This is a genomic window from Janthinobacterium sp. SUN206, from assembly GCF_030587305.1.
Lineage (GTDB): Bacteria > Pseudomonadota > Gammaproteobacteria > Burkholderiales > Burkholderiaceae_D > Janthinobacterium > Janthinobacterium kumbetense.
Genome location: NZ_JAPWIB010000001.1, coordinates 255,062 through 279,911 on the forward strand (window position 1 = coordinate 255,062; position 24,850 = coordinate 279,911).

Annotated in this window: 14 protein-coding genes; 10 read left to right on the top strand and 4 right to left on the bottom strand. The window is 68.9% G+C overall.

From position 1 onward, the window contains the following. Positions 1-3: 3 nt before the first annotated feature. Positions 4-1,095 carry an agmatine/peptidylarginine deiminase gene (locus O3300_RS01110; protein WP_305051706.1) on the top strand — a complete coding sequence of 364 codons (1,092 nt, stop codon included), beginning with the start codon at positions 4-6 and terminating at the stop codon, positions 1,093-1,095. A 20-nt stretch (positions 1,096-1,115) separates the two neighbouring features. Here the strand turns inward: O3300_RS01110 and O3300_RS01115 are convergent, their stop codons facing one another. Beyond that, positions 1,116-2,177, bottom strand: a complete 1,062-nt coding sequence (locus O3300_RS01115; RefSeq protein ID WP_305051707.1) for a nitronate monooxygenase family protein — start codon at positions 2,175-2,177, stop codon at positions 1,116-1,118. Between the two features lie 87 nt (positions 2,178-2,264). On the opposite strand from O3300_RS01115, the gene O3300_RS01120 reads away from it, so the two are divergent. Together O3300_RS01120 and O3300_RS01125 are read left to right on the top strand one after the other, a co-directional pair. After that, positions 2,265-3,137 (top strand): LysR substrate-binding domain-containing protein, encoded by an 873-nt coding sequence (locus tag O3300_RS01120; RefSeq protein WP_305051708.1) that lies wholly within the window; start codon positions 2,265-2,267, stop codon positions 3,135-3,137. Continuing rightward, a complete protein-coding gene (locus tag O3300_RS01125) occupies positions 3,134-4,264 on the top strand; it encodes a YbfB/YjiJ family MFS transporter (RefSeq protein ID WP_305051709.1) in 1,131 nt (376 codons plus the stop codon). Before O3300_RS01120 ends, O3300_RS01125 begins: the two co-directional genes overlap by 4 nt. A 3-nt stretch (positions 4,265-4,267) precedes the next feature. On the opposite strand, the gene O3300_RS01130 is transcribed toward O3300_RS01125, so the two are convergent. Genes O3300_RS01130 through O3300_RS01140 form a run of 3 tightly spaced genes read right to left on the bottom strand, consistent with a single transcriptional unit; the run spans position 4,268 to position 7,136 of the window. Then, the gene (locus O3300_RS01130; RefSeq protein WP_305051710.1) at positions 4,268-5,317 is read right to left on the bottom strand and encodes a serine hydrolase; all 1,050 of its coding nucleotides are present in this window, start codon (positions 5,315-5,317) and stop codon (positions 4,268-4,270) included. Next, positions 5,308-6,123 (bottom strand): alpha/beta fold hydrolase, encoded by an 816-nt coding sequence (locus tag O3300_RS01135; RefSeq protein WP_305051711.1) that lies wholly within the window; start codon positions 6,121-6,123, stop codon positions 5,308-5,310. The genes O3300_RS01130 and O3300_RS01135 overlap by 10 nt, the downstream gene beginning before the upstream one ends. Then, complete coding sequence (locus O3300_RS01140; RefSeq protein WP_305051712.1) at positions 6,120-7,136, bottom strand: M14 family zinc carboxypeptidase; 1,017 nt, start codon at positions 7,134-7,136, stop codon at positions 6,120-6,122. The genes O3300_RS01135 and O3300_RS01140 overlap by 4 nt, the downstream gene beginning before the upstream one ends. 208 nt (positions 7,137-7,344) lie before the next feature. Here O3300_RS01140 and O3300_RS01145 point away from each other — a divergent pair, with 208 nt between their 5' ends. From O3300_RS01145 to O3300_RS01175, 7 genes are all read left to right on the top strand, one after another. Then, positions 7,345-8,088: a hypothetical protein gene (locus O3300_RS01145; protein ID WP_305051713.1), complete on the top strand. Its 744-nt coding sequence runs from the start codon at positions 7,345-7,347 to the stop codon at positions 8,086-8,088. Then, on the top strand, positions 8,085-8,660 hold the full coding sequence (locus O3300_RS01150; protein ID WP_099664261.1) for an RNA polymerase sigma factor: 576 nt from the start codon (positions 8,085-8,087) through the stop codon (positions 8,658-8,660). Before O3300_RS01145 ends, O3300_RS01150 begins: the two co-directional genes overlap by 4 nt. An 8-nt stretch (positions 8,661-8,668) precedes the next feature. Beyond that, positions 8,669-9,652, top strand: coding sequence for a DUF4880 domain-containing protein (locus tag O3300_RS01155; RefSeq protein WP_305051714.1), 984 nt, complete (start codon positions 8,669-8,671; stop codon positions 9,650-9,652). Between the two features lie 165 nt (positions 9,653-9,817). Further along, positions 9,818-22,414, top strand: a complete 12,597-nt coding sequence (locus tag O3300_RS01160) for a filamentous haemagglutinin family protein (protein ID WP_305051715.1) — start codon at positions 9,818-9,820, stop codon at positions 22,412-22,414. After that, the gene (locus tag O3300_RS01165) at positions 22,411-23,127 is read left to right on the top strand and encodes a sigma-70 family RNA polymerase sigma factor (protein ID WP_305051716.1); all 717 of its coding nucleotides are present in this window, start codon (positions 22,411-22,413) and stop codon (positions 23,125-23,127) included. The genes O3300_RS01160 and O3300_RS01165 overlap by 4 nt, the downstream gene beginning before the upstream one ends. Before the next feature lie 115 nt (positions 23,128-23,242). Next, positions 23,243-23,890 carry an aldehyde dehydrogenase iron-sulfur subunit PaoA gene (gene paoA, locus O3300_RS01170; protein ID WP_289909605.1) on the top strand — a complete coding sequence of 216 codons (648 nt, stop codon included), beginning with the start codon at positions 23,243-23,245 and terminating at the stop codon, positions 23,888-23,890. Then, positions 23,887-24,846, top strand: coding sequence for a xanthine dehydrogenase family protein subunit M (locus tag O3300_RS01175; protein WP_305051717.1), 960 nt, complete (start codon positions 23,887-23,889; stop codon positions 24,844-24,846). Before paoA ends, O3300_RS01175 begins: the two co-directional genes overlap by 4 nt. Positions 24,847-24,850: the final 4 nt, after the last annotated feature.

The window sequence follows — 24,850 nt, forward strand, 5'->3', positions numbered from 1 at the left end:
AGCATGCAACGACGACATTTTCTGACCAGCGCCATGGGCCTGGCGGCCAGCGCCGCGGCCGGTTTGCCGGCCATGTCCGCGCTGGCGGCCGGCGCCGGCTGGCGCATGCCCGACGAAGGTGAGCGCCACGCCGCCACCTGGATGGCTTTCGGCGCGAATGACGACGTGTGGGGCAAGCGCCTGAAGGCGGGCGCGCAGGCGGACCTGGCGCGCATCGCGCAAGCGATCGCCAGCGTCGAACCCGTGCACATGCTCGTCAACGAGGAAGACTACGACGTGGCGGCTCGCCTGTGCGGCAACAAGGTCAAGCTGCTGGTGCAGCCCATCGACGACCTGTGGATGCGCGACACGGGCCCCGTCTTCGTCAGGAAGGCGGGCGGGGCGCTGGCCGGCGTGAATTTCAATTTCAATGGCTGGGGCGAAAAGCAGGACTACGACGACGATGCGCGGGTGGCCCCTTTCGTGGCCGGACGCGCCGGCGTGGCCGTGCTGGAAAGCAGCCTGGTGCTGGAAGGGGGCGGCATCGAAGTCGATGGCCAGGGCACGGCCATCATCACGGAAAGCTGCGTGCTGAACGCCAACCGCAATCCCGGCGTCGGCAAGGCAGCATGCGAACGTGAATTGCGCCGGCTGCTGGGCATCGAAAAAGTCATCTGGCTGCCCGGCATCGCTGGCCAGGACATCACCGATGGCCACACGGATTTCTATGCGCGCTTCTGCGCCCCCGGCGTCGTGGCGGCCGGTTTCGACAGCGACCCGGCGTCGCCCGAACGGGCCGTCACCCAGCGCCACCTCGACATCCTGCGCAAGGCCACGGATGCGCGCGGCCGTGCGCTGCAGGTGGTGGTCTTGCCCGGACCTGGGTCAGTCCGCCCGCGCTATGAAAACAAGGACTTCGCCGCCGGCTACATCAATTTCTATGTCTGTAACGGCGCCGTGCTGTGCCCGGAATTTGGCGATGCGGCAGCCGACCGCAATACCAAGGCCATCCTGCGCGAGCAATTCCCCGGCCGCGACATCGTGCAGCTGAACATCGACGCCATCGCGGCCGGTGGCGGCGGCATCCACTGCACCACGCAGCAGCAGCCGGCGTGAGGCAGATGGCCCCGGAAATGTCAGGCCGCCATTTCCCTCGCCAGGGTGGCCACCAATTCCTCCGCCCCCATTTCCCGCGCCAGCGGGGCGCCCTGGCCGGCCCACTGCGCGGCAAATTCGCTGTCGCCGCGCTGGCTGGCTAGCGCGTTCAATTGCTTGGCGGCATCGTAGGCGACGGGATAGTCGGCCGGCGGCGGGCTGCCCGGCGCTTCTGCGTATTCGATGAAGCGGTTCACCATGCCGCGGGCCAGGCGGCCCGACAGCACGCTGGTCAGCCGGGTGGATGCCGCCCGTCCGCTTTTCAGGTTGGCCCGGTAGCCCGCATTGGTCGAGGATTCCGGGCACAGCACGAATGCCGTGCCCAGCTGCGCGGCCGCGGCGCCCAGATCCAGCGCGGCGCGGATGCCTTGTCCATCCATGATGCCGCCGGCGGCGATGAGGGGGAGGGCGGTGCGGCCCGCCAGCAGGCGCAGCAGCACGGTGGTGCTGTGGCGCTCGTCCGGCGCTTGCGGGTCGAAGACGCCGCGATGCCCGCCCGCTTCCACGCCTTGCGCCACGATGGCGTCGACGCCCGCCTGTTCGATCAGTGCTGCTTCGCGCACATTGGTGGCCGTGGCCATCGTGTAGATGCCGGCCTGGCGCAGGGCGGCGATCTGCTGCTGCGTCGGCAAGCCGAAATGGAAGCTGACGACGGCGGGACGCTGTTCCAGCAACAGGGCAAACGCCGCCTCGTCGCCGATGAACGTTTTATAGATCTCGTCGAGCGCCTCTGGTACGGTTGCACCCAGCTCCGCAAACAGGGGCGCCAGATGGGCCAGCCAAGCCGCTTCGCGCCGCGCATCCCTGACGGCCGGCGCATGGCAGAACACATTGATATTGAAGGGCTTGTCCGTCAGCGCGCGCGTGTCGGCGATCATCTGGCGCGCCTGCGCCACGGTGCCGGCGCCGATGCCCAGCGAACCGAGGCCGCCCGCGTTCGAGACGGCGGCGGCCAGGCGCGGCGTGGAAACGCCCGCCATCGGCGCCTGGATGATGGGCAATTGCAAGCCGAGACGGTCGAGGAAACGCTGGATTGACGTCATGATGATTCCTTCATGAAGTTGAGGATGCTGCATTTTATTCGTATTTTAAGAATATAATAGCATAATCATTTTCAAAAAGAGAATACGATGGATTCGGAATCATTGCGGATTTTTTGCTCGGTCGCCAGTGAACTGAGCGTCACCCAGGCTGCAACGCGACTGGGTCGCGCGCCGTCCAGCGTCACCACGCGCATCCAGCAGCTGGAAGCCGATATCGGCGCGGAACTGTTCGTGCGCACCAATAAACGCATGGCCCTGACGGCGGCGGGCGAGCGCTTTCTCGAGTATGCGCAGCGCCTGCTGGCGCTGGCGGAAGAGGCGCGGCATGTCGTCACGGGCGGGCGCGAGGGCGGCACCTTGCGCGTCGGCAGTATGGAAAGCACGGCGGCCAGCCGCTTGCCGGCCCTGCTGGCCGCGTATCACGCGCGCTATCCGGCGACGCGCCTGGCGCTGGGCACGGGGCCGTCGCGGCCCCTGATCGAGCAAGTGCGCACGGGCTTGCTCGACTGCGCTTTCGTGGCCTTGCCGCCAGCATTCGGCGGCGCCGCCGCATTGGCGGAGCTGGGCCTGGCATCTAAGGCCGTGTGGCGCGAGGAACTGTGCCTGCTGCTGCCGGCCAGCGAAGCGCAGGCGCACCGCGCCATGGACGTGCGCACGCGTTCGCTGGCGGCGTTTCCGCAGGGCTGCACCTACCGCGGCATCGCGGAAGAGGTGCTGGGCGTGGCCGGCAGCACGCAGTGGCGGGTGCAGGAAATGAGTTCGTATCACTGCATGATCGCCTGCGTGGCGGCCGGCGCCTGCGTGACCCTGCTGCCTGCCAGCGTGCTGGCGCTGTCCGGCGCGCCGGCCACCCTGGCGACTATTTCCGCAGGGCAAATTGACACCGTGCTGGTGTGGCGCGCGGGATTCGACGTACCCGCGTTCCAGCACTTGCTGGCGCAGTTCGGCGAGGCGGCGTGAGCGGGCCGGCCGGGCTGCGCGCGGCCATCGCCGCGGCCGTCATCCTCGCCATCGGCATGGGCTTCGGCCGCTTCGCCTTCACGGCCATCTACCCGCACATGCTCGAGGAAGGCGTCTTGACCTTGCGCGACGGCAGCCTCGCCGCCTCGGCCAACTATGCCGGTTACTTGCTGGGCGCCATCCTGGCCATGCGCGCGCGGGCGAATGGCGCGCACCGGCTGTGTTTATGGTCGGTGGCCGGCACGGCCCTGTGCCTGGGCGTGCTGGCCTGGCCGATGCCCGTCTGGCTCATCGTGACGGTGCGCGGCGTGGCGGGCGTCTTCAGCGCCCTGGCCATGGTGGCGGCGTCGCTGTGGCTGCTGGTGCAGCGCGGGCAGGCGCGCGGCGCGCCGTTGCTGTACGCGGGCGTGGGCGCCGGCATTGCCGTCTCGGCTGAATTGCTGGTGCTGGCGTCGCACCTGGGCTGGCGCAGCGCCGGCATGTGGCTGCTGCTGGCGAGTGTTACTGTGCTGGCGGGGCTGGCGGCCGCGCCCGCGCTTGCCGTGAGCGGCCAGGCGACCGCGGATGCGCCGTCGGCACCGGCCGCGCCGGCGCTGGCGCCCGTGTCGCCCTGGCCGCTGGTGCTGATCTATGGACTGGCGGGACTCGGCTACATCGTCACGGCCACCTATCTGCCCGTGCTGGTGGGCGTGGCCTTGCCCAATCTCAATTCCGCCCACGTGTGGGCCGTGTTCGGCCTGGGCGCGGCGCCTTCGTGTTTCCTGTGGCACCGGCTGCACGAGCGCCTGGGCACGCGCCAGGCGCTGCGGCTGAACTTGCTGCTGCAGGCGCTGGGCGTGGCCTTGCCCGTGCTGGCGCCCTCGGCCGCCGGCTATCTGCTCAGCGCCATCCTCGTCGGTGGCACGTTCGTCGGCACGGTGACCATCGCCATGCCGGCCGCGCAGCGGGCGGCTGTCAAGGCAGGCGCCAGCATGATGGCCATCATGACGGTGGTGTATGGCATCGGACAGATCATCGGCCCCGTGCTGGCCGGCAGCCTGTATGCGCAGTCGCACAGTTTCAACGGCGCATTATTGGCGGCGGCTGGCGCGCTGCTGCTGGCCATCGCGGTGAGCTTGCGCCTGTAAACCTCAGAGGCCGAATGCGCAGCGCATGAAGTCGCCCCGCAGCGCGTTGACCCGGGCGGAATCGCGCGTGTAATACAGCTTGTTCGTCAGCAGCACGGCATAGCGGCCGCGCCGTGGGCTGAGCCACATGGCCGTGCCCGTGAACCCCTGGTGGCACCAGACATCGTCTTGCGGCCCGGTGCCTGCCGCCGGGTGCCAGAACAGGCCGCGCGAGGGATTTAACGAACCCGTCTGCACCGTCAGCGAGGCGCGCACCCAGCCGGCGTCAAACACCTGGCCTGCGCCATGCAGGCCCGACGCCAGCATTGCCCGCAGGAAGCGCTGCAAGTCGGGCACATTGGAAAACAGCCCGGAGATGCCGCACACGCCGCCCAGCAGGCGGGCCGAGAAATCATGCACCACGCCGGCAAGGTGGGCGCCCGCCTGTTCGCAATACTCGGTCGGCGCCACTAACTGGCCGTGGCGTGGCGCGAGCGGGCCGTAGCCCGTGGCGGCCATGCCCAGCGGCTGCAGCACATGCTCTGCAAGCGCCTGTTCCAGTGGCAGGCCCAGCAGGCGCTCGATGACAAAGCCGAGGATCAGGGCGGCGCGGTCCGTGTATGCGACAGCCTGGCCCGGCGTGCCTTCCAGCGGCTCGCGCAGCACGCCGCGCACGATATCGTCGTACACCTCGCCATAGCTGGCGCGCAGGCGGGCGCGCAGCGGCAAGCCGGCCGTATGGGTGAGCAGCTGGAAAATCGTGATGGGCGCCAGCGCGTAGCCCGCCGTGCCGGGCAGCAGGTCGTCCAGCCGGTCGTCCAGGCGCAGGCGTTGCTGGCCAATCAGCCTGCCGATCAGCGACCAGACGCTGACGATCTTGGTCAGCGAAGCGATATCGAACAGGGTGTCGACCTGCATGGCGGCGCTGGCGGGCTCCGGCGTGAGCCGCCCGGCCGCGCCCGCCACGCCGTGGTCGACGGTGCCGATGGCCCAGGCCGCGCCTGGGAAAATCCGTTCCTGCACGCCGGCCTCTGCCAGCGCCGTCAGTTGCTCCGTGCGATAGGCTATCGGCATGATGATCGTGCCGTGTTGGTCTGCTCATGGCCTGCCGCTGCCACGCCCAACCAGCGCGCCACCGATTGCGCCAGCCATTCCCCCTCGTCGAGCGGCAAGTCGTGCCCGGCGTCGCCGTGGATCAGGCAATCGGCTTGCCAGGCGCGGGCCAGGCGCTGCGAACAGCGGTGGTCGACCAGCCGGTCTTGCGCGCCGGCCATCACCAGCACGGGCATGGTCGGGCGGACGAGGGGCGCGCGGTAGCGGGCGGCCGACAGCAGCTGGCGCAGGGCGTTGCGGCGGCTCACCGGGTATTCCTGCTGATAAGTCAACCAGTCGGCCACCAGCGCGGGAGTGCCGCCAGCATGCCGGCGGCTCGTCAGGCGCAAGATCAATGCTTCCTGGCTGGCGGCATCGCCCAGCAGCAGCTGGCGCAGCAGGGCGCCGTAGTTTTGCCAGCGCAGGCGTTGATGGAAGGGATTGAACGGCCGCATGCTGGTGTTGATGAGCACGCAGCGAGCGATTTCCTGCGGATAGCGGCTGGCCCATTCGACGGCCACCATGCCGCCCAGGGACAGGGCCAGCAAGTGGTAGGGCGCCGGGATGCCCCGCGCCTGCAACTCCCGGCGGCAGTCTTCCACCATGTCGGCCACGCGGGTGGCGCTCGTTTGCAGATGGCGCGTGCCGTTGCCGGGCAGGTCGGGGGTGACGATGCGGGCGCCGGGCAGGGCGCGCGCGAGGGTGGCGGGGAAGCTGCCCCAGTGGCGCTGTTCGCGCATCAGGCCGCGCAGCAAGACCCAGTTATCGTGCGTGTTGATCTGCGTCATGATTCATACCATTGCGCCAGGGCGCGCCGGCGCTGTGCCTTGCGCAGCAAGCCTTCCGGCATCCAGCGGCCGTGGCTGCTGGCGGCGCGCATGAGGAAATCGAACCACACCAGGTGCCGCCGCAGCACGCGCTGCAGGCGGTGCGCGGCCGTGGGGTTGAAGATGCTGACCCGGTTGAACAGCTGGCGCGGATTTTTCTTGACCCACAGCCAGGAACCCATTTCCAGGGTCAGCGGCAGGAACACGCGCCCGGTATAGCTGGTGCCGTTCAGGTACAGATAATCCCACAGGTCGCCATGCGTGCGGTATTGCCGGCTTTGCGGCTCGAATACATAGTTGTGGTTGGGGTAGCTCTGGCTGAACAGCTCTTCCAACGCGCCGATTTCGGCCAGGTGTTCGATGGGCACCTTGGTATGCGCGTGGGGAAACCAGATGCGGTCGCGCAAGCCGAAACCGGAATGGCAATCGAGGGCGATGCTGAACTGGCGCGACAGCAGTTCGCGCTCGACGAGGTCGCACACGGCGGCGCTTTCCAGCTCCATCGGCCCCCCAGCCGCGCCCCGGTACCAGGGCAGGCGGGCGCTGTAGCGCTGTCCACCCAGCATGAACGGCACTTTTTCGCGCGCGCTCAGCGGCGCGTTGCGCATCAGGTCCACGCCGCGCGGATTGCAGCGCGTGGCTTGCCACATGCCGCCCGGGTTGACCAGCGGCATGAACACGAGGCGCATGCCTTCCAGCTGCTGGTGCAGGGTGGCATCCCAGCGCAGGCGCGCGACCAGGCTTTCCAGGAAAGACAGGATGACTTGCGTGCCGATGCGCTCGAGGCCGTGGATGCCGCCGAAAAAGCCCAGCACGGGCACGTCTGGGCTCGGATTGCCCAGCGCGATGGAGTACACGGGAAACTCGCGCCCATCCATGGCGATGCTGCAGGGCGCGGCCACTTCCAGGTGGCTGCCGCCCTCGTCGATGAGGCGCTTCAGCAAGACCAGCTCGGGCAGATTCTTTTCGATCATCAGGCGTCTGAAAGGGAAAGTGACAGCCAGTGTAGCCGAAATAGGTGGCGCGCCGGACGTCCCGCATGGCGAAATTTATGCACGCTGGCGATGTCACGAAGCCGTCATTTTTTCTGTGTAGGCTATTGCAGTTGATGCAAGAGTTGTTACTTGGCAATGCCTTGCTTCCACGCAATTCCCCCTCACACGATAGCGACTCGATAGCGATATGACAGGCAGCCCGGCATCCGTCCATGTGCTTGCGCTGGCAGGATACCTGGTTTTGCTGGGTTTCCTGGCCGCGGTGGGGCCCGTGCGGGCGCAGCCGGCCGACGGCCCCGTGCTGCAGTTCGATATCGCCGCGCAAAACCTGGGCGACGCGCTGGACCTGTACAGCCGCCGCACGGGCATCGCCGTGCTGATGGACCAGCGCTATGCGCAGCGCCAGTCGGGCGCCGTGCGCGGCGCCCATGCGGCCGGCGCGGCCCTGCAAGCCTTGCTGGAAGGCACGGGCCTGCAATCGCGCCTGTCCGACGCGCAAGCCGTCATCGTGTACGCCCCGGCCGGCGCTGCGGCTGTCGCCGCGGCGGAGCTGCCGCAGGCCGCCGTCGTGGCCGCTGCCGACATCCCGGGCGCCGTGCAGGGCGGCGGCGACCATGCGGCCTATGTCAGCCGCCTGCAGCACGTGCTGCTGGGCTTGCTGTGCCGCGCGGCGCAGACGCGTCCCGGCGGCTACCGCCTGGCGCTGCAGCTGTATCTGAACCGCGCCGGCGTGGTGGACCGCGTGCACCTGCTCGACAGCACGGGCTTGCGCGCGCGCGACACGGCCATCGCGCGCCTGGTGCTGGGCATGCGCGTGGGCGCGGCGCCGCAGCCCTCGATGCCGCAGCCCGTTTCCATCCTGCTGCTGCCGCAGGGGCCGGGCAGCGAAGTCGATTGCGCCCCAGGAACAATGGGAAGGCTCGCGCCATGAGCATGCCCGACCTGCGCACCAAGCTGAAACGCCACCTCAGTTCGCGCTACGCCGTGCTGCGCGGGCGCCTGGAGCGCGTGGTCGGCTGCAAGCACCATGCGGCCGATGCGCTGCAGGAAACGTGGCTGCGCCTCGAAGCGATGGTGGCGCCCGGTCCCGCCGCCGCGCCCGTCCACAATCCGGACGCCTATCTGCTGCGCATGGCGGCCAATATCGCCACCGATGCCTACCGCCGCGACCGCATCATCGTCACCGAGCGCGAACGCGAAGAGCTGATGCACATGGCCGACGAGGTGGGCGACGACATCAGCGACCCGGCGCGCATCGTCTCGGCGCGGCTCGACGTGCAGGCGCTCGACGCGGCGCTGGCGGGTCTGTCGCCGCGCCGCCGCGCCATCCTGACGGCCGCCAGGGTCGATGGCTTGCTCAATGCGGACATTGCCGAGCGCTTCGGCATTTCCGTGGCGATGGTGAAGAAAGAATTGCAGGCCGCCATGCAACACTGTAAAACGTGCATGGCCGACGCCGATGCCGCCCAGCGCAGCGATGTGTCGGGCCGCCGTAAATATTGATGAATCTCATGACTGCTCCTGACCGCGATCCACGCGACCCTTCCCATACCGCCGACAGCGACGCTGACATCGGCCGGCAAGCCGCTGCCTGGTGGGCGCGGCTGCGCGGCGACGATTTCACGCAGGCGGACGCCGACGCCTTGCGCGCCTGGTGCGCGCGCAGCCCCGCGCATGCGCGCGCCTGGCGCGAACTCCAGCAAGTGTGGCAGGCGCTGGCCCCCGCGTTGGACCGCGCCGCCGATGCCGCGCCGCAGCGGGCGAACGTGCTGGCGTTCCCGGCGCGCCCCGGGCGCCGGGCTTTCCTGGGCGGCGCGCTGGCGGCCGGCGTGGCCGTGCTGGCCTTGCGCCCGCCGCTGGGCGCCTGGCCGTCGCTGCAGGAATGGAGCGCCGATTACCGCACGGGCACGGGCGAGCAGCGGCAGGTGGCCGTGTCGCAGCAGATGACGGTGCAGATGAATACGCAGACGCGCATCGATGTGCGGGCGCCGGAAGCCATCGAACTGCTGGGCGGCGAAGCGGAAATCCTCGCCAGCGGCGCGCGCCAGCCCGTCACGGTGGTGGCGGGCGCGGGGCGCCTGCTGGCGCAGTCGGCCCGCTTCAACGTGCGCCATACGGATGATGCCGTCTGCGTCACCTGCCTGGCGGGCGCCGTGGACGTGGTCTGGCAGCAGCGGCGCCAGACCCTCGATGCGGGGCAGCAACTGGTCTACGATGACCGGGGCGTGCAGGCGGCCACGGCCGCGCCAGCGGAGGAGGCCAGCGCGTGGCGCACGGGCGCGCTGTCGTTCGTCGGCAAGCCGCTGGCCGAAGTCGTCGATGAAATCAACCGCTACCGGCCGGGCCGGGTGGTGCTGCGCAATGCCGAGCTGGGGCGCCGCCTCGTGCGCATGCGTTTTTCCATCGGGCAAACCGATGGCGCGCTGGCGATGATACGCGACCTGTACGGCGCGGAAATGACCAGTTTGCCGGGCGGCATCGTGCTGCTCAGTTGATTTCCGCTGATTCCAGGTTTCCCTTTGGCAGGCTTATTTGAAAATATTTAAAAATATTTTTCAAAAAACATTATCCCTTCCGCCATCCGGCTACGTCATGGAGGCATGGACGCTTGCGCTACCGCCAGGCTCCGTTCCCTTCTCTCTAGCCAGGAAACCATTGCCATGACCAAGCTTCACACTGCCCAGCGCCCAGTCCCGAACGTCGACATGGACGCGCAGCGTACCTCCACGCTGGGCAGCCGCTTGCGGCTCACGCCGCTCGCCTACGCACTGACCACCATGCTGATGGCGGGCGCCTTTGCCACGCCGGCCCGCGCGCAGCAGGCGTTCAGCGGCGGCTGGTTCGCGGCCAAGGGCGCGGCGCAGAATACGGCGGCCACTTCGGGCCGCCTGCCGAATGGCCAGCCGCTGCCGCTGGGCAGCCGGCCCGAGGGCCAGCAACAGCAGGCAAATCAGCAGTTGCAGCGCTCGCTCAACAACCTGAACCTGGCCGCGCGCGCCATCGCCGCGCAGCAAGCGGCCCAGGCGCAGGCGCGCCAGGCGGCGGCTGGCGTGCCCGGCGCACCCGATGGCCTCGTGAAAGGCGGCTTGCAGGTCGACACCAACAGCCTGACGGCCGGCTGGCTCAACGCCCAGGCGCCCGTGCAGACGGTAGCGAACGGCAAGACGGCCGTGGTGGTGCAGCAAACGGCGGACAAGGCCATCCTGAACTGGGAAACGTTTAACGTCGGCAAGGACACGACCTTGACGTTCCAGCAACAAAAGGATTGGGCCGTGCTGAACCGGGTCAACGATCCGCAAGCCCGTCCCAGCCAGATCCAGGGCCAGATCAAGGCCGACGGCACGCTGCTGCTCGTCAACCGCAACGGCATCGTCTTCAACGGCGCGAGCCAGGTCGACACGCGCAGCCTGGTGGCGGCCGCGGCCCGCATCAGCGATGCGCAATTCCAGAAAAACGGCATCTACAGCCCCGGCACGGCCGGCGCCACGACGTTCACGGACGCGGCCGGCAAGGTGCAGGTGCAGGCGGGGGCGCGCATCGCCAGCAATGCGCCCAAGGGCAGCACGGAAGGCGGCGGCTATGTGATGCTGCTGGGTAAGGAAGTCCACAACGGGGGAGAGATCGGCACGCCGAAAGGCCAGGCCCTGCTGGCCGCCGGCGACAGTTTCGCCATCAAGAAAGGCGTAGGCACGGATGGCAACCCCCTGTCGACCACGCGCGGCAGCGAAGTCACGCCGCAGTTCGCGGCTGGCAGCACGGCGGGCAAGGTGGTCAACACGGGCCTGATCCAGGCGCGCGAAGGCGACGTCACCCTGGCCGGGCGCACGGTGCAGCAGGATGGCGTGCTGCTGGCGTCCACCACCACGGCCACGCGCGGCACCATCCACCTCAACGCCCTGGGCAGCGACGCGGCCGTCACCGTGGGACGGGGCGCCACCACGGCCATCCTCGTCGAGGATGACGGCAAGACGACGGCGCTCGACAGCCAGCGCGACGCCATGCGCGGCCCGGCCGTGACGTCCACGGAAAATATCCTCGCCGTCAACGACCGCCGCGACCAGTCGCGCATCGAGATCGGCAGCGCCGGCACGGTGGAATTCATGGGCGACTCCCTGACCCTGGCCACGGGCGGCCAGATCGCCGTCAACGTGGCCAGCCGCAGCCTGCTGCGCGACGGCGCCCAGCTCGACGTTTCCGGCGCCGTGGGTGTGAAGGTGGCGATGGAAGCGAACAATGTCGAGATCAACGTGCAGGGCAACGAGCAGCGCGATGCGCCCGTCAACCGCGACGGCAAGGCTTTGATCAATAACAATATCTGGGTGGACCGCCGCAAGCTGGTGTTCGTGCCAAAAGGCACGAACGGCTACGACAGCGACCGCTGGTACACGGCGGGCGGCTTGCTGGAAGTGGCCGGTTACCTGGGCACGCAGGGCCACTCCGTCAGCGAATGGATGGCGCAGGGCGGCACGGTCAGCTTCGGCGGCAAGGATGTCGTTACGCAGCTTGGCTCCAGCATCAACCTGTCGGGCGGCACCCTGGACGTGCAGACGGGCGCGCTGCGCCAGACCTGGCTGAAAGGCGCGGACGGCAAGCTGTATGAGGCCGGCAGCGCGCCCGCCGACTTGCCGTATGCGGGCGTGTACAAGGGTTACGAGGAAGTGCATGTGCGCTGGGGCAAGGATGCCAGCGCTTTTTACGCCAATCCATTGATCGCCGCGCAAAAGCGCCTGGAAAACGGCTACACGGTGGGCCGCGACGCGGGCAAGCTGGTGGTGGCGACGGGGTCGGCCGTGCTGGAAGGGGGCATTGCGGGCGACGTCTTCCAGGGCGAGCGCCAGGCGCAGGCGCCGCAAGCGCTGCTCGACGGCTACCAGCAGTCGCAGCTGGCGGCAGCACAGCGGGGGCAGCTGATCGTGGGCCAGTACGTGCCGATGTTCGACAAGCGCACGGGCGTGCTGCAGCATGCGCTGTCCGCCGTCATGGACGAGGTGCGCCTGACGCGCGTGCAGGACGGCATCGCCGCCGGCCTCGACGTGACAGGCGCGCTGGATGCCGAGCGCGAGGGCAGGCTGCTGCTCGACACCACCTTGCTGAACAATCAGCAATTGGGCGCCCTGCGCATCGCCGCCAAGGGCGCGATCACCGTCGACAGCGCGCTGCAGGTGGCCGATGGCGGCAATATCACCCTGTTCGGCAAGGACGTGGCCATCAATGCCAGCCTGCGCAGCCGCGGCGGCAGCATCGCGGCAGGCAACGTGCTGAACCAGATCGGTTCACTGGGCATGCTCGATACCTTCGTCAATCCTGGCGTGCCTCCGGGCACGCTGGTGCTGGCCGACGGCGTCACGCTCGATACCAGCGGCCTGCTCAGTAACGTGCTGCGCGATCCGCTGGCCGCCGCCGGCCTGCCTTATATGAACGGCGGCAGCGTATCGTTGCGAACGTATGGCGACGTGCGCATCGGCAATGGCAGCCTGGTCGACGTCAGTTCCGGCGCGGCCATCCTGGCGCAGGCGAAACAGCAGGGCGGCAAGGGCGGCAACTTGACCCTGGCCAGCTACGGACCGAAGGCCGACCTGGTGCTGGGCAAGGGCGCGCAAGTGCGCGGCCACGGTGTGGCGGGCGGCGGCAAGCTGGAATTGCAGGCCAACAAGATTATGATCGGCCACATTGAAAAACCCGAGGCGGGCGCCCTGCAGCTGGACGGCGGCTTCTTCGACAAGGGTTTTTCCAGCTACAGTCTGGTCGGCAAGCAAGGCGTCACGGTAGCGGACGGCACGCAGGTGGATGTGCGCATGCCGGTATTGCGCGTGGCGGACAATGAAAAACTGGCCCTGTGGATGCCGGAACAGGTCACGGAAAATCCGCTGAAGGGAACCTTGACGCAGCGCAAGGGCGCCAGCCTTGCCGTGCAGGTGGGCGATATCCAGTCCGGCGCGGCCGACATGGCCATCGCCGAATTGCTGGTGGGCAAGAATGCCGTGGTGAGCGTCGACGCGGGCCAGTCCATCAAGCTGTCCAGCGTGGGCCAGCTGACTGTGGAAGGGCGCCTGAATGCGTGGGGCGGCAAGATCAGCCTGGGCGGCGTGGGCGTCGACCGGACGGTTTCCGAAGCGGTGGAAGCGGCCGGCCATGGCCGTTCCATCTGGATCGGCGAGCATGCCGTGCTGGACGTGGCCGCGCGCGCCGTCAGCGCCACGGATGCGCAGGGCCGGCGCTACGGCAAGGTGGTCGATGGCGGCAGCATCGTCGTCGGCGGCGAGATCGACCATGCACAGGGCAGCACTTCGGCGGCCAGCCTGTTTGTCGTCGTGCGCGACGGCGCCGTGCTCGACGCGTCCGGCGCGCACGCCGTGCTCGACGTCAATGGCGACGCCATCGACGTGGCCAGCGCGGGCGGCAGCATCGCGCTGGCGTCGAACAATGGCTTGTACCTCGATGGCCAGCTGTTGGCCAGGGCCGGCGGCGCGGGCGCGGCGGGCGGCACCCTGTCCGTGGCCACGGGCACGCCCGAATACCTGAAAGTGCTGGCCACGCCCAAGGTGCTGCAGGGCCGCCAGCTGGCCATGACGCAGCGCCAGGGCGCCAGCGACCTGGCTGACAATGTGACAGCCAGGGACGGGGCGCAGGCGCTGCAGTACGGCCATGGCCGTTTTTCCGTGGAGCAGGTGGAGGCGGGCGGTTTCGCCAACCTGGCGCTGCTGGGCGCCGCTTCGTTCGACGGCGACGTGTCGCTGACGATGCGGCAAAGCTTCCAGCTGTACGGTGCGCCGCTGCTGTCGCCCGGCAGCCAGCCTGGCGCGCGCATCGGCATCGCGGCGCCGTATGTGCGCCTGGCCAGCATCAAGCCGGCCGGCCGCGATTTCTATACGACGCCAGGCAGCGCGGGGGCGTCGCCGGTTGCCAGCCAGATCAGTATTGCGGGCGGCCTGATCGACGTGCGCGGCATGGTGAACATGCTGGCTGACGACGTGCGCCTGAGCAGCCGCGGCGACTTGCGCTTCCTGCTGTCGCCCTTGGGCTGGGACGGCAACCAGGCGACGACGGTGTTGTCCACGCCGGGCGACATGACCCTCGTTGCAGCCCAGCTGTATCCGGAATCGGGCGCCGGCGCCGCCGTGCGTGCCGGCCATGGCGTCATCAATGGCAAGTTCGGCTACGACCCTGCGCGCAGCCTGACCATCGGCCGCGCGACCGACGCCGTGCCGGCCATGCCGTCTTCCGCCTTCGGCTCGCTGGAGCTGGAAGCGGCGCATATCGAGCAGGGCGGCGTCGTGCGTGCGCCGCTGGGGCGCCTGGTGATCGGCGCGGCCCGCTATGACAATGACAAGAGCCTGAGCGTGAATCTGCTGGCCAACAGCATCAGTTCCGTCAGCGGCGCGGGCCTGGTCATGCCGTATGGCGGCACCGTCGATGGCCAGACCTGGAACGTCAACGGCAAGCCGGTCACCTTGATGGGCGTGGGCGGCATCAATGCGCAGGGCGGCCTGCTCAACGGCGTGCAATTGGGCGGCGTGGCCGTGGACGTGCGGCCGGGCGCGCTGCTCGACCTGTCCGGCGGCGGCGAACTGGCGGGCGCCGGCTTCATCGCGGGCCGCGGCGGCTCCACCGATGCGCGCTACCATCCGTTGGCGCAGGTGGGCGCGAACGGCGGCTTTGTCCTGCCGGGACTGGCCACCAACCCCGTGTACGCCATCGTGCCGGGCGCGCAGGCGCCGCAAGCGCCCACGGGCGGAGAAAAGGCGGCGTCCGATCCGGCCGTGGGCCGGCAGGTGACGATAGGCAGCGGCGTGCCGGGCCTGGCCGCCGGCACCTACACGCTGATGCCGTCCACCTACGCCCTGTTGCCAGGCGCCTTCCGCGTGGAGCTGAACGGCCTGGCGGGCCAGGGCAGCGGCGCGGCCCCGGCGCAGCCGTTGCGCAACGGTTCCTGGGCCGCGCCCGGCACCCTGTCGATCGCCGGCACGGACATCCGCGCGCCGCTGGCCAGCCAGCTGATACTCACGCCGGCCAAGGTCTTGCGCACGTATTCCCAGTACAACGAAACGGGCTATGCCGCATTCGCGCTGGCCGATGCGCAAAGGCGGGGCATTCCCCGCGCGCTGCTGCCGTCCGATGCGAAAACGCTCAAGCTGACCATGCTCCAGGACGGCGGCCTGGACACCTTCCAGTTCAAGGGCACCGGCAAGTTTGGCGCCGCCGAGGGCGGCTATGGCGGCACCGTGATCGTGATGCCGAGCAATAGCGCCAAGGGCGACATTGAAATCCTTGCCGACGGCGCAACGGCCACCCGCGACGCCGGACTGGTCAGCATGCGCGCCTCGAGCCTGAACAGTATCGGCGCGGCCCGTATCCTGGTGGGCAATGCGCCGTCGGTGGAATATGGCCAGGCCGGCAACTACGTGAGTTTCGGCGCCAATTCGGCGCGCTCCATCTACCTGCGCGCGGGGGCCGTGCTGTCGGCGCCCGAGGTGTTCCTCGTCGCCCAGGACCCCAGCAGTTATCTGCTGGGCGACGGCTTGATCGATATCGCGGCCGGCGCCGGCATCAGCACCCTGGGCAAGGGCAAGGCCGCGTATGACGCCAACGACGGCTTCATCTACAAGAAGGGCCGCGCGGACGTGCACATGCTGGCCGCGTCGAACGGCTTGCTCAATGTGGCGCCGGTCAGTGGCACGGCGCGCGGCGGCATCCGCATCGGCACGGCCAGCCTGTACTCGGAAGGCACCTTGCTGCTGTCGACCAATGGCAGCTTCGCGCTGGACGACTCCGCCCGCTACGGCACGCGCAACCTGAGCCTGGCCGTGGGCGCCATCAACATGGGCAGCAGCGAAGCGCTGGCGGCGGCCCAGGCCAACGGCACGCGCGCCAACGGCCTGGCCATGAACCAGGGCGTGCTGGACCGCCTGTTGCGCGGCGACACCAGCGCGGGCGCGCCGGCCCTGCAGGCGCTGGTGCTGAGCGCGGCGGACGGCGTCAATTTCTATGGCGACGTGGTGCTCGACACCTACGACAAGGCGAGCGGCAAATCGACCCTGGAGCGCCTGGTGCTGACCACGCCCGCCATGTATGGCCAGGGCGATGCGGGCACGGTGGCCACCATCCGCACGGCCAACCTGGTCTGGGGCGGCGCCCTGTCGCCGGCCGGCAATGTGATTGCGCACGGCGCCGGTACGGGCAGCGGCACCCTGAACCTGGAAGCGGAACGCATCGATTTCGGCTTTGGCCCGTTCACGCAGCCGGCCAGCGTCGCCTCGTTCGACCGCCTGGCGCTCGGTTTTGGCACGGTTAACCTGAAAGCGTCGGGACAAGTCACGGCCAACCACAAGGGCAGCCTGTCCGTCTACCAGTCGCAGGGCGCGTATGAAACGGGCAAGGGCTACCAGTACAGCGGCGGCAACCTGAACATCGGCACGCCGCTGCTGACGGGCGACGCCGGTTCCGCGCACAGCTACACGGCGGGCGGCGCGCTGACGGTGGCGGCGCCGGCCGGCGCGGCGGCAGCGGCTCCCGTCAAAAATAGCGCCGCGCTGGGCGCCCAGCTGGCCTTGAACGGCGACAGCGTCAGCGTGGCGACGGCCGTGGTGTTGCCTAGCGGCAAGCTTGCCGTCAACGCCCTGCACGACATCACCGTGGCGGACGGCGCGCGCATCGACATGGCGGGCCGCAAGACCACCTTCTTTGACGTGGACAAATACAGCTGGGGCGGCGACGTGACCCTGGACAGCCGGACCGGCGATATCCGCCAGGGGGCGGGCGCCGTGATCGACCTGTCGGCCGAGAACAACCGCGCCGGCAGCCTGAAGGCCGTGGCGCTCGATGGCGCGGCCGGCATGGTCGATTTGCAGGGCAAAATACTGGGCGGCGCCAGCGGCAGCTACGACGCGGGCGGCACGATGGTGCCGTACAAGAAGGGCAGCGTGGACGTGCGCGCGCAGACCCTGGGCGCCGGAGGCACCCTGGACAGCCAGTTTGCGTCGCTGAACCAGCGCCTGAATGAAGGCGCTGTGACGGGCGCGCGCAGCTTCCAGCTGAAACAGGGCGACTTGACGATCGGCAACGAGTTGAAGGCGGGCGAGGTGCTGGTGGCCGTCGACAATGGCCGCCTCACCGTCGCCGGCGTGATCGACGCCAGCGGCGAGCGCGTGGGCAGCATCCGCCTGGCCGGCCGGCATGGCGTCACTCTGGCCGGCAACGCCGTGCTCGACGCGCACGGCACGGTCCTGCGCGTCGACAGCTATGGCAAGATCATCGACAGCCCGAACCGTGCCACGGTGGAACTGAATGCGGGCGAGGGTGTATTGAACCTGGCCGGCGGCGCGCAGATCGACGTGCGCCACGGCACGGCGGCCGTGGCCGGCAAGGGCAAGGGCGAATACGATGGCGCGGTGCGCGGCACGGTGGAGCTGAGCGCGCCGCGCCTGGGCAGCGGCGGTGCGCGCACGGACCTTGACGCGGCCACCTTTGGCGACATCGCCATCGCCGCCGGCGGCGGCTTGACCATCCGCGGCGCGAAATCCATCGCCGTCAACGCCATGCAGCGCTACGACGACGCGGCCTACGCCACGGACCTTTCGGTCAGCGGCCGCCCTTACCAGGTGATCAACCAGGCTTACCTCGACAGCAAGCATGGGGACAGCACGGCCTTCATCGATGCGGCGCTGGCCAATACGAACTTGCGCAACGGCAAGCTGGCGGGCCTGGCCACGGCCGCGTATGCCGACGCGCTGCATTTGCGTCCCGGCGTCGATATCGTCAGCAAGACCCAAGATGGCGACCTGGTGGTGCAGGGCGACCTGGATCTGTCGGGCATGCGTTATGCCAGCCTGAATCCGCGCTTTCAAGTAAGCAATTTGCGCGGTTCGGGCGAGGTGGGCAGCCTGCTGCTGCGCGCCGGGGGCGATTTGAGCATCTATGGCAGCATCAATGACGGCTTCGCGCCGCCGCCCGCCACCCAGGACGACAGCGGCTGGAAACTGTTGCCGGGGCGCGACATCAACGGCAGCGACGTCATCGTGCCGGGCAAGGGCGTGACCCTGGCCGACGGCACCTTGTTCCCGGGAGGCATCGCGCTCAATTACGACTTGCCCGTCAAGGGCTTCAATCTGCTCGCCGACACGCGCCTGCCCGTGGCAGTGACCCTAGACCAGGCGATCACCTTGCCGCCAGGCACGGTGCTGGCGGCCGCCGTGCGCGACGGCGCCGGCAATATCGTCCACGCGGCCGGCACCCTGCTGGCCACGGCGCAGACCTTGACAGCCGGCATGCGCCTCGATGCGGGCAGCGTACTGAAGCAATCGGTGACGCTGCGCGCCATGACCTGGCCCAAGGGCGTGCCCCTGCCGGGCGTGGCCGGCGAGCGCTCGGTGTTCGCGCTCAATGGCCAGCTGGCACTGGCCGTGGGCTCGCTGATCCCGTCCGGCACCGACGTCAAGCTGTTGCCCAATGTGGATTCAATCGGCCTGCGTCCGGAAGTGGCGGGCAGCCAGGGCAAGCTGTGGGCCATCGCGCCCATGCTGGCCGAAGGCTCGCAAGCGTGGGGCATGCGCCTGGTGGCCGGCGCCGACCTGGACGGGGCCGACACGCGCGCCGTGCAGGCGCATCCCGCGCACGGCACCCTGCGCCTGGCCGACAGCCATTACGGCATGTACGGCATCCTGATCCCGCCGAAGGGCGTGCAGTACTGGACCAAGGAAGCGCAGGAGCTGGGCGAGCGGGAGGGCTTCCCCGGCATCGTGGCGGGCGAACCCATCACCGAGGAATTCACCAGCCAGTTCGGTCAGACTGTCGAGGTGTTTTGCGCCAACGACCCCACCATGTGCCTGCTGAAGGTGGCCTATGTATGGACCAGGGAAGGCGCGGAAGAGTTTGCCGACCCCAAGACCAAGGCGGGCGATGTGCTCGACCCGGTGGCGCTGGGCTGGCCCACCATTTGCGAGGAAAACCCCACCTGGTGCGGCACGTCGAACCCGACGTTCGACTACAAGGCGAGCAGCCTGCGCTACAGCGTGCTGCGCACGGGCACGGGCGACCTGGACCTCGTCAGCGGCGGCAGCCTGCGCATGGACAGCCTGTATGGCGTGTACACGGCCGGCATGTCGTCCACGCCGACGGCGGCCGGCGACCCGTACAACCTGCCGCGTTCGCGCAATGCGGACGGCAAGGTGCTTGGCAACCCCGACGGCGCCCATGAACGCCTGGTCGACGGCGGCGCCGACAGCATCTACCGCGCCTGGTATCCGGAGCAGGGCGGCAACCTGCTGCTGAAGGTGGGGGGCGACTTGAGCGGTTCGCTGGTCGATAAGTCCAGCGAAATCAGCCAGCGTCCGGTCAGCAAGGATGGCATGGCCGATTCTGTGACAGTAGGCAACTGGCTGTGGCGCCAGGGCAGCGGCGGCGTGGCTACGGGTGGCCAACCCCAGCCGGTGGCGTGGTGGATCAATTTCGGCAGCTACGTGGGCCGCCCCACCCTGGCCGACACGGTGCTGGGCTTTACGGGTTTCGGCACCCTGGGCGGCGGCAATGTGCGCGCCGAGGTGGCGGGCGCCGCCGGCGTGCTGGCGCCGCTGACCGGCAGCACGTATAACGGCAGTATCAATCCCCGTTCGCAGGGCTTGATGCTGGCCGTGGGCGGCACGGGCCGCGTGCAGGCCGACGGCAGCCTGCTGCAGACGGGCGGCGGCGACCTGGAGCTGCGCGTGGGCGGCGCCCTCAATCCGGCCGGCATGGCAAGCCTCGCACACCTGAATGGCGCGCTGGTCGATTTGCGCGGCCACGCGGAAACGTCGGCTACGCAACTGGGCAGCGTGGCGCTGCAGTACGGCACCTGGGGGACCGATCACGTGCCGCTGGAATCGCGCGCCTACGACGCCTTCCGCGCCACGCGCGCCACGCCCCGGGGCGGCATGACCCTGGTGCCGGGCGACGCCACGTTCAGCGTGGCAACCCTGGGCGACCTGGTGCTGCAGGACGTGGCCGACCCCGGCCGCGTGACCCCGTTCAATGGCACGCCGTTCACCGGCGCGGCGGGCGAGCGGGGCTACGGCTACAGCTGGTTCAGCCTGTGGACGCCGCGCACGGCGCTCGACCTGTACTCCGCCGGCGGCAACATGACGCCGCTGGCGGCGTCCGTCGGCACGGACACCGACCTGGCCATCGTCTATCCATCCATCGTACGGGCCGCGGCCGCAAATGGTAGCCTGTACTATGGCAAGACCATCACGGATTGGGGTGGTGCATCCGCGTATGCCCCGCCGTTGCTGCTGGCGCCGTCTCCCAATGCACAGCTGCAATGGCTGGCCAGCGATTCCATCTATGCGGGCGGATTTGCCGTCAGCCAGTCCGGCGCCGCCGCCGACAGCATGGCGACGCCGTTCAAGCCGGGTTTCACGGGCTGGGATGTCAGTCCTTACGTGACCGATCCTCTGGCCGCGAATGTCTCGAGCACGGGGGCGCCGGCGACGCAATCGAACTTCCCGCTGTTCGCCTTCGGTCCCGACTCCTCGGCCGGTCCCGCCAACAGCGGCACGCAGACGGCCCGCATCTATGCCGTCACGGGTGACCTGGTGGGCGTGAACAGCGGCCGCATCCTCGAATTTTCCAATGGCAAGCGTGCAGGCATTACCTGGTACGAGGGCGGCCAGCCCGTGTGGATGAAGGCGGGCCGCGATATCGTCGGCAGCGGCACTGCGCAGCTGGAAGCCAACGACGGCACTGCCAGCGGCAGAGACATAAGCTTCCGCAATATCAACAACCTGGTCGTGCATAACAATGTGTATGACGTGTCGGTGGTGTCGGCCGGGCGCGATATCCTGAACAGCTCCTTCAACGTGGCCGGCCCCGGCACGCTGGACATCAGCGCCGGGCGCAATATATTGATGCAGGACAAGGGTAGCGTCGTCAGCCTCGGTCCCGTGGTGGCGGGCGACAAGCGTCCGGGCGCCGGCATCGCCATGCAGGCGGGCGTGGGCGCGGCCGGCCTCGACTACCTGCGCTTCGTCAAGCCGTATCTCGACCCGGCGAACGTGGCGCAGAAGGGCGTGCCGCTGGCCGACCAGGCGGGCAAGGTAGTGAAAGCGTACGACAGCGAACTGGCGGCGTGGCTGGGCGAACGCTACAGTTTCAAGGGCACGGCCGCCGAGGTTCTGGCCTTTTACCTGGCCTTGCCCGAGCCGCAGCAGCGCGTGTTCGCCCGCAATGTGTATTTCGCGGAACTGAAGGCGGGCGGGCGCGAATACAACGACTGGGACAGCTCGCGCTATGGCAGTTTCTTGCGCAGCCGCAACGCCATCGCGGCCCTGGCGCCGGCCACGGACGCCAATGGCAAGGCGCTTGCCTATGCGGGCGACATCGTCATGTACCGCGGCCTGTACGCGGTGCGCAATGACGGCGAGCAGCGCTGGGATTACTACCCCCGCAGCGGCTACGTGCACACGAACTTCGGCGGCGATATCCAGTTGCTGACGCCGGGCGGCAGGCAGGTGTTCGGCATCGAAGGCGAGGCGCCGCCGGCGACCTCGGGCGTCATCACCAAGGGCGGCGGCAATATCGAGCTGTTCTCGCACGGCAGCATCCTGCTGGGCCAGAGCCGCATCATGACGACGTTTGGCGGCGATATCCTCGGCTGGTCGTCGGAAGGCGACATCAACGCGGGGCGCGGTTCGAAGTCGACCATCGTCTACACGCCGCCCAAGCGCGTATATGACAACTGGGGCAACGTGACCCTGTCGTCCGACGTGCCGAGCACGGGCGCCGGCATCGCCACCCTGGCGCCGATCGCGGAAGTGCCGGCCGGCGACGTGGACTTGCTGGCCCCGCTGGGCACCATCGACGCGGGCGAGGCGGGCATCCGCGTCTCGGGCAACGTCAACCTGGCCGCGCTGAAGGTGATGAATGCGGCGAATATCCAGGTCAAGGGCGAAGCGAAGGGCATGCCGACGGCGGCGTCCGTCAACGTGGCGGCCATGACGAACGCCAGCGCGGCCGCTTCCCAGGCCACGGCGGCGGCGCAGGACGTGGTGCAGCGCGAGCGCGCCGCCACCCGTTCCGCGCAGCCATCCGTGTTCACGGTGCGCGTGCTGGGCTTTGGCAGCGAAGCACCGCCCGACAGCGCGCAAGCGGCGCCGCAGGAGGGCGCGCGCATCGAGGCGGCCGACTACAACCCGCGCAGCGCCGTGCGCGTGCTGGGACTGGGCACCTTGCCGGAATCGGCCACGCGCCAGCTGACGGCGCAAGAGCGCAGCAGGTTGTCGCCATGATGGCCGGCATGGCGAATGTGGCCGCGGTCTTGCCCTTGCGCGCGGCGGGGCATGCCGGCATGGCCTGGTGCCGGCCCGCCATCCGGCCCCGTTTGCAGGCGGCCAACGACGTGGCGCCCCTGCCGATGCCGGCGCCGGCGCAGGGCGCCCGGCTGCAGGCTGTGCTGGAAGGCAATTACGCGGGACTGCACCGGCGCCTGGCGCGCCACCTGGGCTGCGCCGAGCTGGCCAGCGACAGCCTGCACGACGCCTGGCTGCGGCTGGGCGCGCTGGCGGCCGGGGACGGCGCGGCGCTGGCGCACAGCCCCGTCGCCTATGTCTTCCGCGTGGCGTGCAATGCGGCCATGGACAGCCTGCGCCGCAACCGCGCCTGGCTGTATGCGGACGAGGGCGGTGACGATGGCGCCGCCGGCCTGGTCGATTTCCTGGCCGATACGGCGGCCGGGCCGGAACGCCTGGCCGAGCTGCAGGCGGACGTGCGGCGCCTGGCGCAGGCCGTCGACTTGCTGCCGCGGCGCCACCGGCAAGTGCTCGAAGCGCTGCGCGTGGATGAGCTGACCCGCCAGGAAGTGGCCGAACGGCATGACATGTCGCTGCGCAACGTCGATACGGCCTTGCGCCAGGCGCTCGACCATTGCGCGCGCCACACGGGTTACGCGGCGCAGGGGGGCGTCGGCACGACCCGGCGCGGCCTGCGCTTGCGCCAAGGATAGGCGCTCCCCCCTGTTTTACGTTCGTTCGCGTACAGACGCGCAGAAATTCCGCTGACAGACTGGAACTCCGGGCCTGCATGCGCCCACCCAGCCCACTGCCAGGAGGAAGCGCGACATGACCGAGTGTAATCACATCAATGCCGGCAGGCGCGGCGTGCTGATCGCCGGCGCGCTGTCGGCCACGGCGGTGGCCGTGCCCGGCGTAGCGGGAGCGGCGCAAGCGGTGAGCACGTCCGGCCAGGCGCCGCCCGTCCTGATGCAAGTCAGCCTGGACGTCAACGGCCAGCGCCACAGCCTGGAACTCGACACGCGCACCACCTTGCTCGACGCCTTGCGCGAACATCTGCACCTGACGGGCACCAAGAAGGGCTGCGACCACGGGCAATGCGGCGCCTGCACCGTCCTGCTCGACGGCCAGCGCATCAATGCCTGCCTGACCCTGGCCGTGATGCATGACGGCGCGAAGGTCACCACCATCGAGGGGCTGGGCACGCCCGACAAGCTGCACCCGATGCAGGCGGCTTTCATCGCGCATGACGGTTATCAATGCGGCTATTGCACCCCGGGGCAGATATGTTCGGCCGTGGCCGCGCTGGGCGAGATCCGCCAGGGCATCCCCAGCCACGTCAGCACCGACTTGAATGCGGCGCCGCAGGCGACGCCGGAAGAATTGCGCGAGCGCATGAGCGGCAATCTCTGCCGCTGCGGCGCGTATTCCAACATCATCGAAGCCATCACGGAAGTGGCGGGGAGGCCCGCATGAGAGTGTTCAGCTACCAGAAGCCCGCCACGCCGGCCGAAGCGGCGGCCGCCGCCGTGAACACGCCGGGCGCCAGGTTCATCGCCGGCGGCACGAATCTGCTCGACCTGATGAAACTGGACATCGAAACGCCCGCGCATTTGATCGACGTCAATGGCCTCGCCCTGGACAAGGTGGAAACTACAAAGGACGGCGGCTTGCGCATCGGCGCCCTCGTGCGCAACACGGCGCTGGCGGCGCATGCCACGGTGCGGCGCGATTATGCCGTGCTGTCGCGCGCCTTGCTGGCCGGCGCTTCGGCGCAATTGCGCAACAAGGCGACGACGGCCGGCAACTTGCTGCAGCGCACGCGCTGCCCGTACTTCTATGACACGAACCAGGCGTGCAACAAGCGCGTGCCGGGCAGCGGCTGTTCGGCCATCGCCGGCTTCAGCCGGCCGCTGGCGATTTTGGGCGGCAGCGAAGCCTGCATCGCCACGCATCCCAGCGACATGGCCGTGGCCATGCGCGTGCTTGACGCTTCCATCGACACGGTGCGGGCAGACGGCGCCGTGCGCACCATCCCCATCGCCGACTTTTACCGCTTGCCGGGCAGCACGCCGCAGCTGGAAACCGTGCTGCAGCCGGGCGAACTGATCACCAGCGTCACCTTGCCCCGGCCCGTAGCCGGCATGCACGTCTACCGCAAGGTGCGCGACCGCGCCTCGTATGCGTTCGCGCTGGTGTCCGTGGCGGCGATTATCTTGCCCGATGGTACGGGCAGGCTGGCCCTGGGCGGCGTCGCGCCGCAGCCGTGGAGAATTGCCGCGGCGGAGCAATCGATGCCGCAAGGCGCCGCCGCCGTGAGCGAACGCCTGCTGGCCGGCGCCGCACCGACGGCCGACAACGCCTTCAAGGTGACCCTGGCGCAGCGCACGATCGCCGCCGTGATGGCGCACGCATCCGCACAGAAAGGCTAGGGCC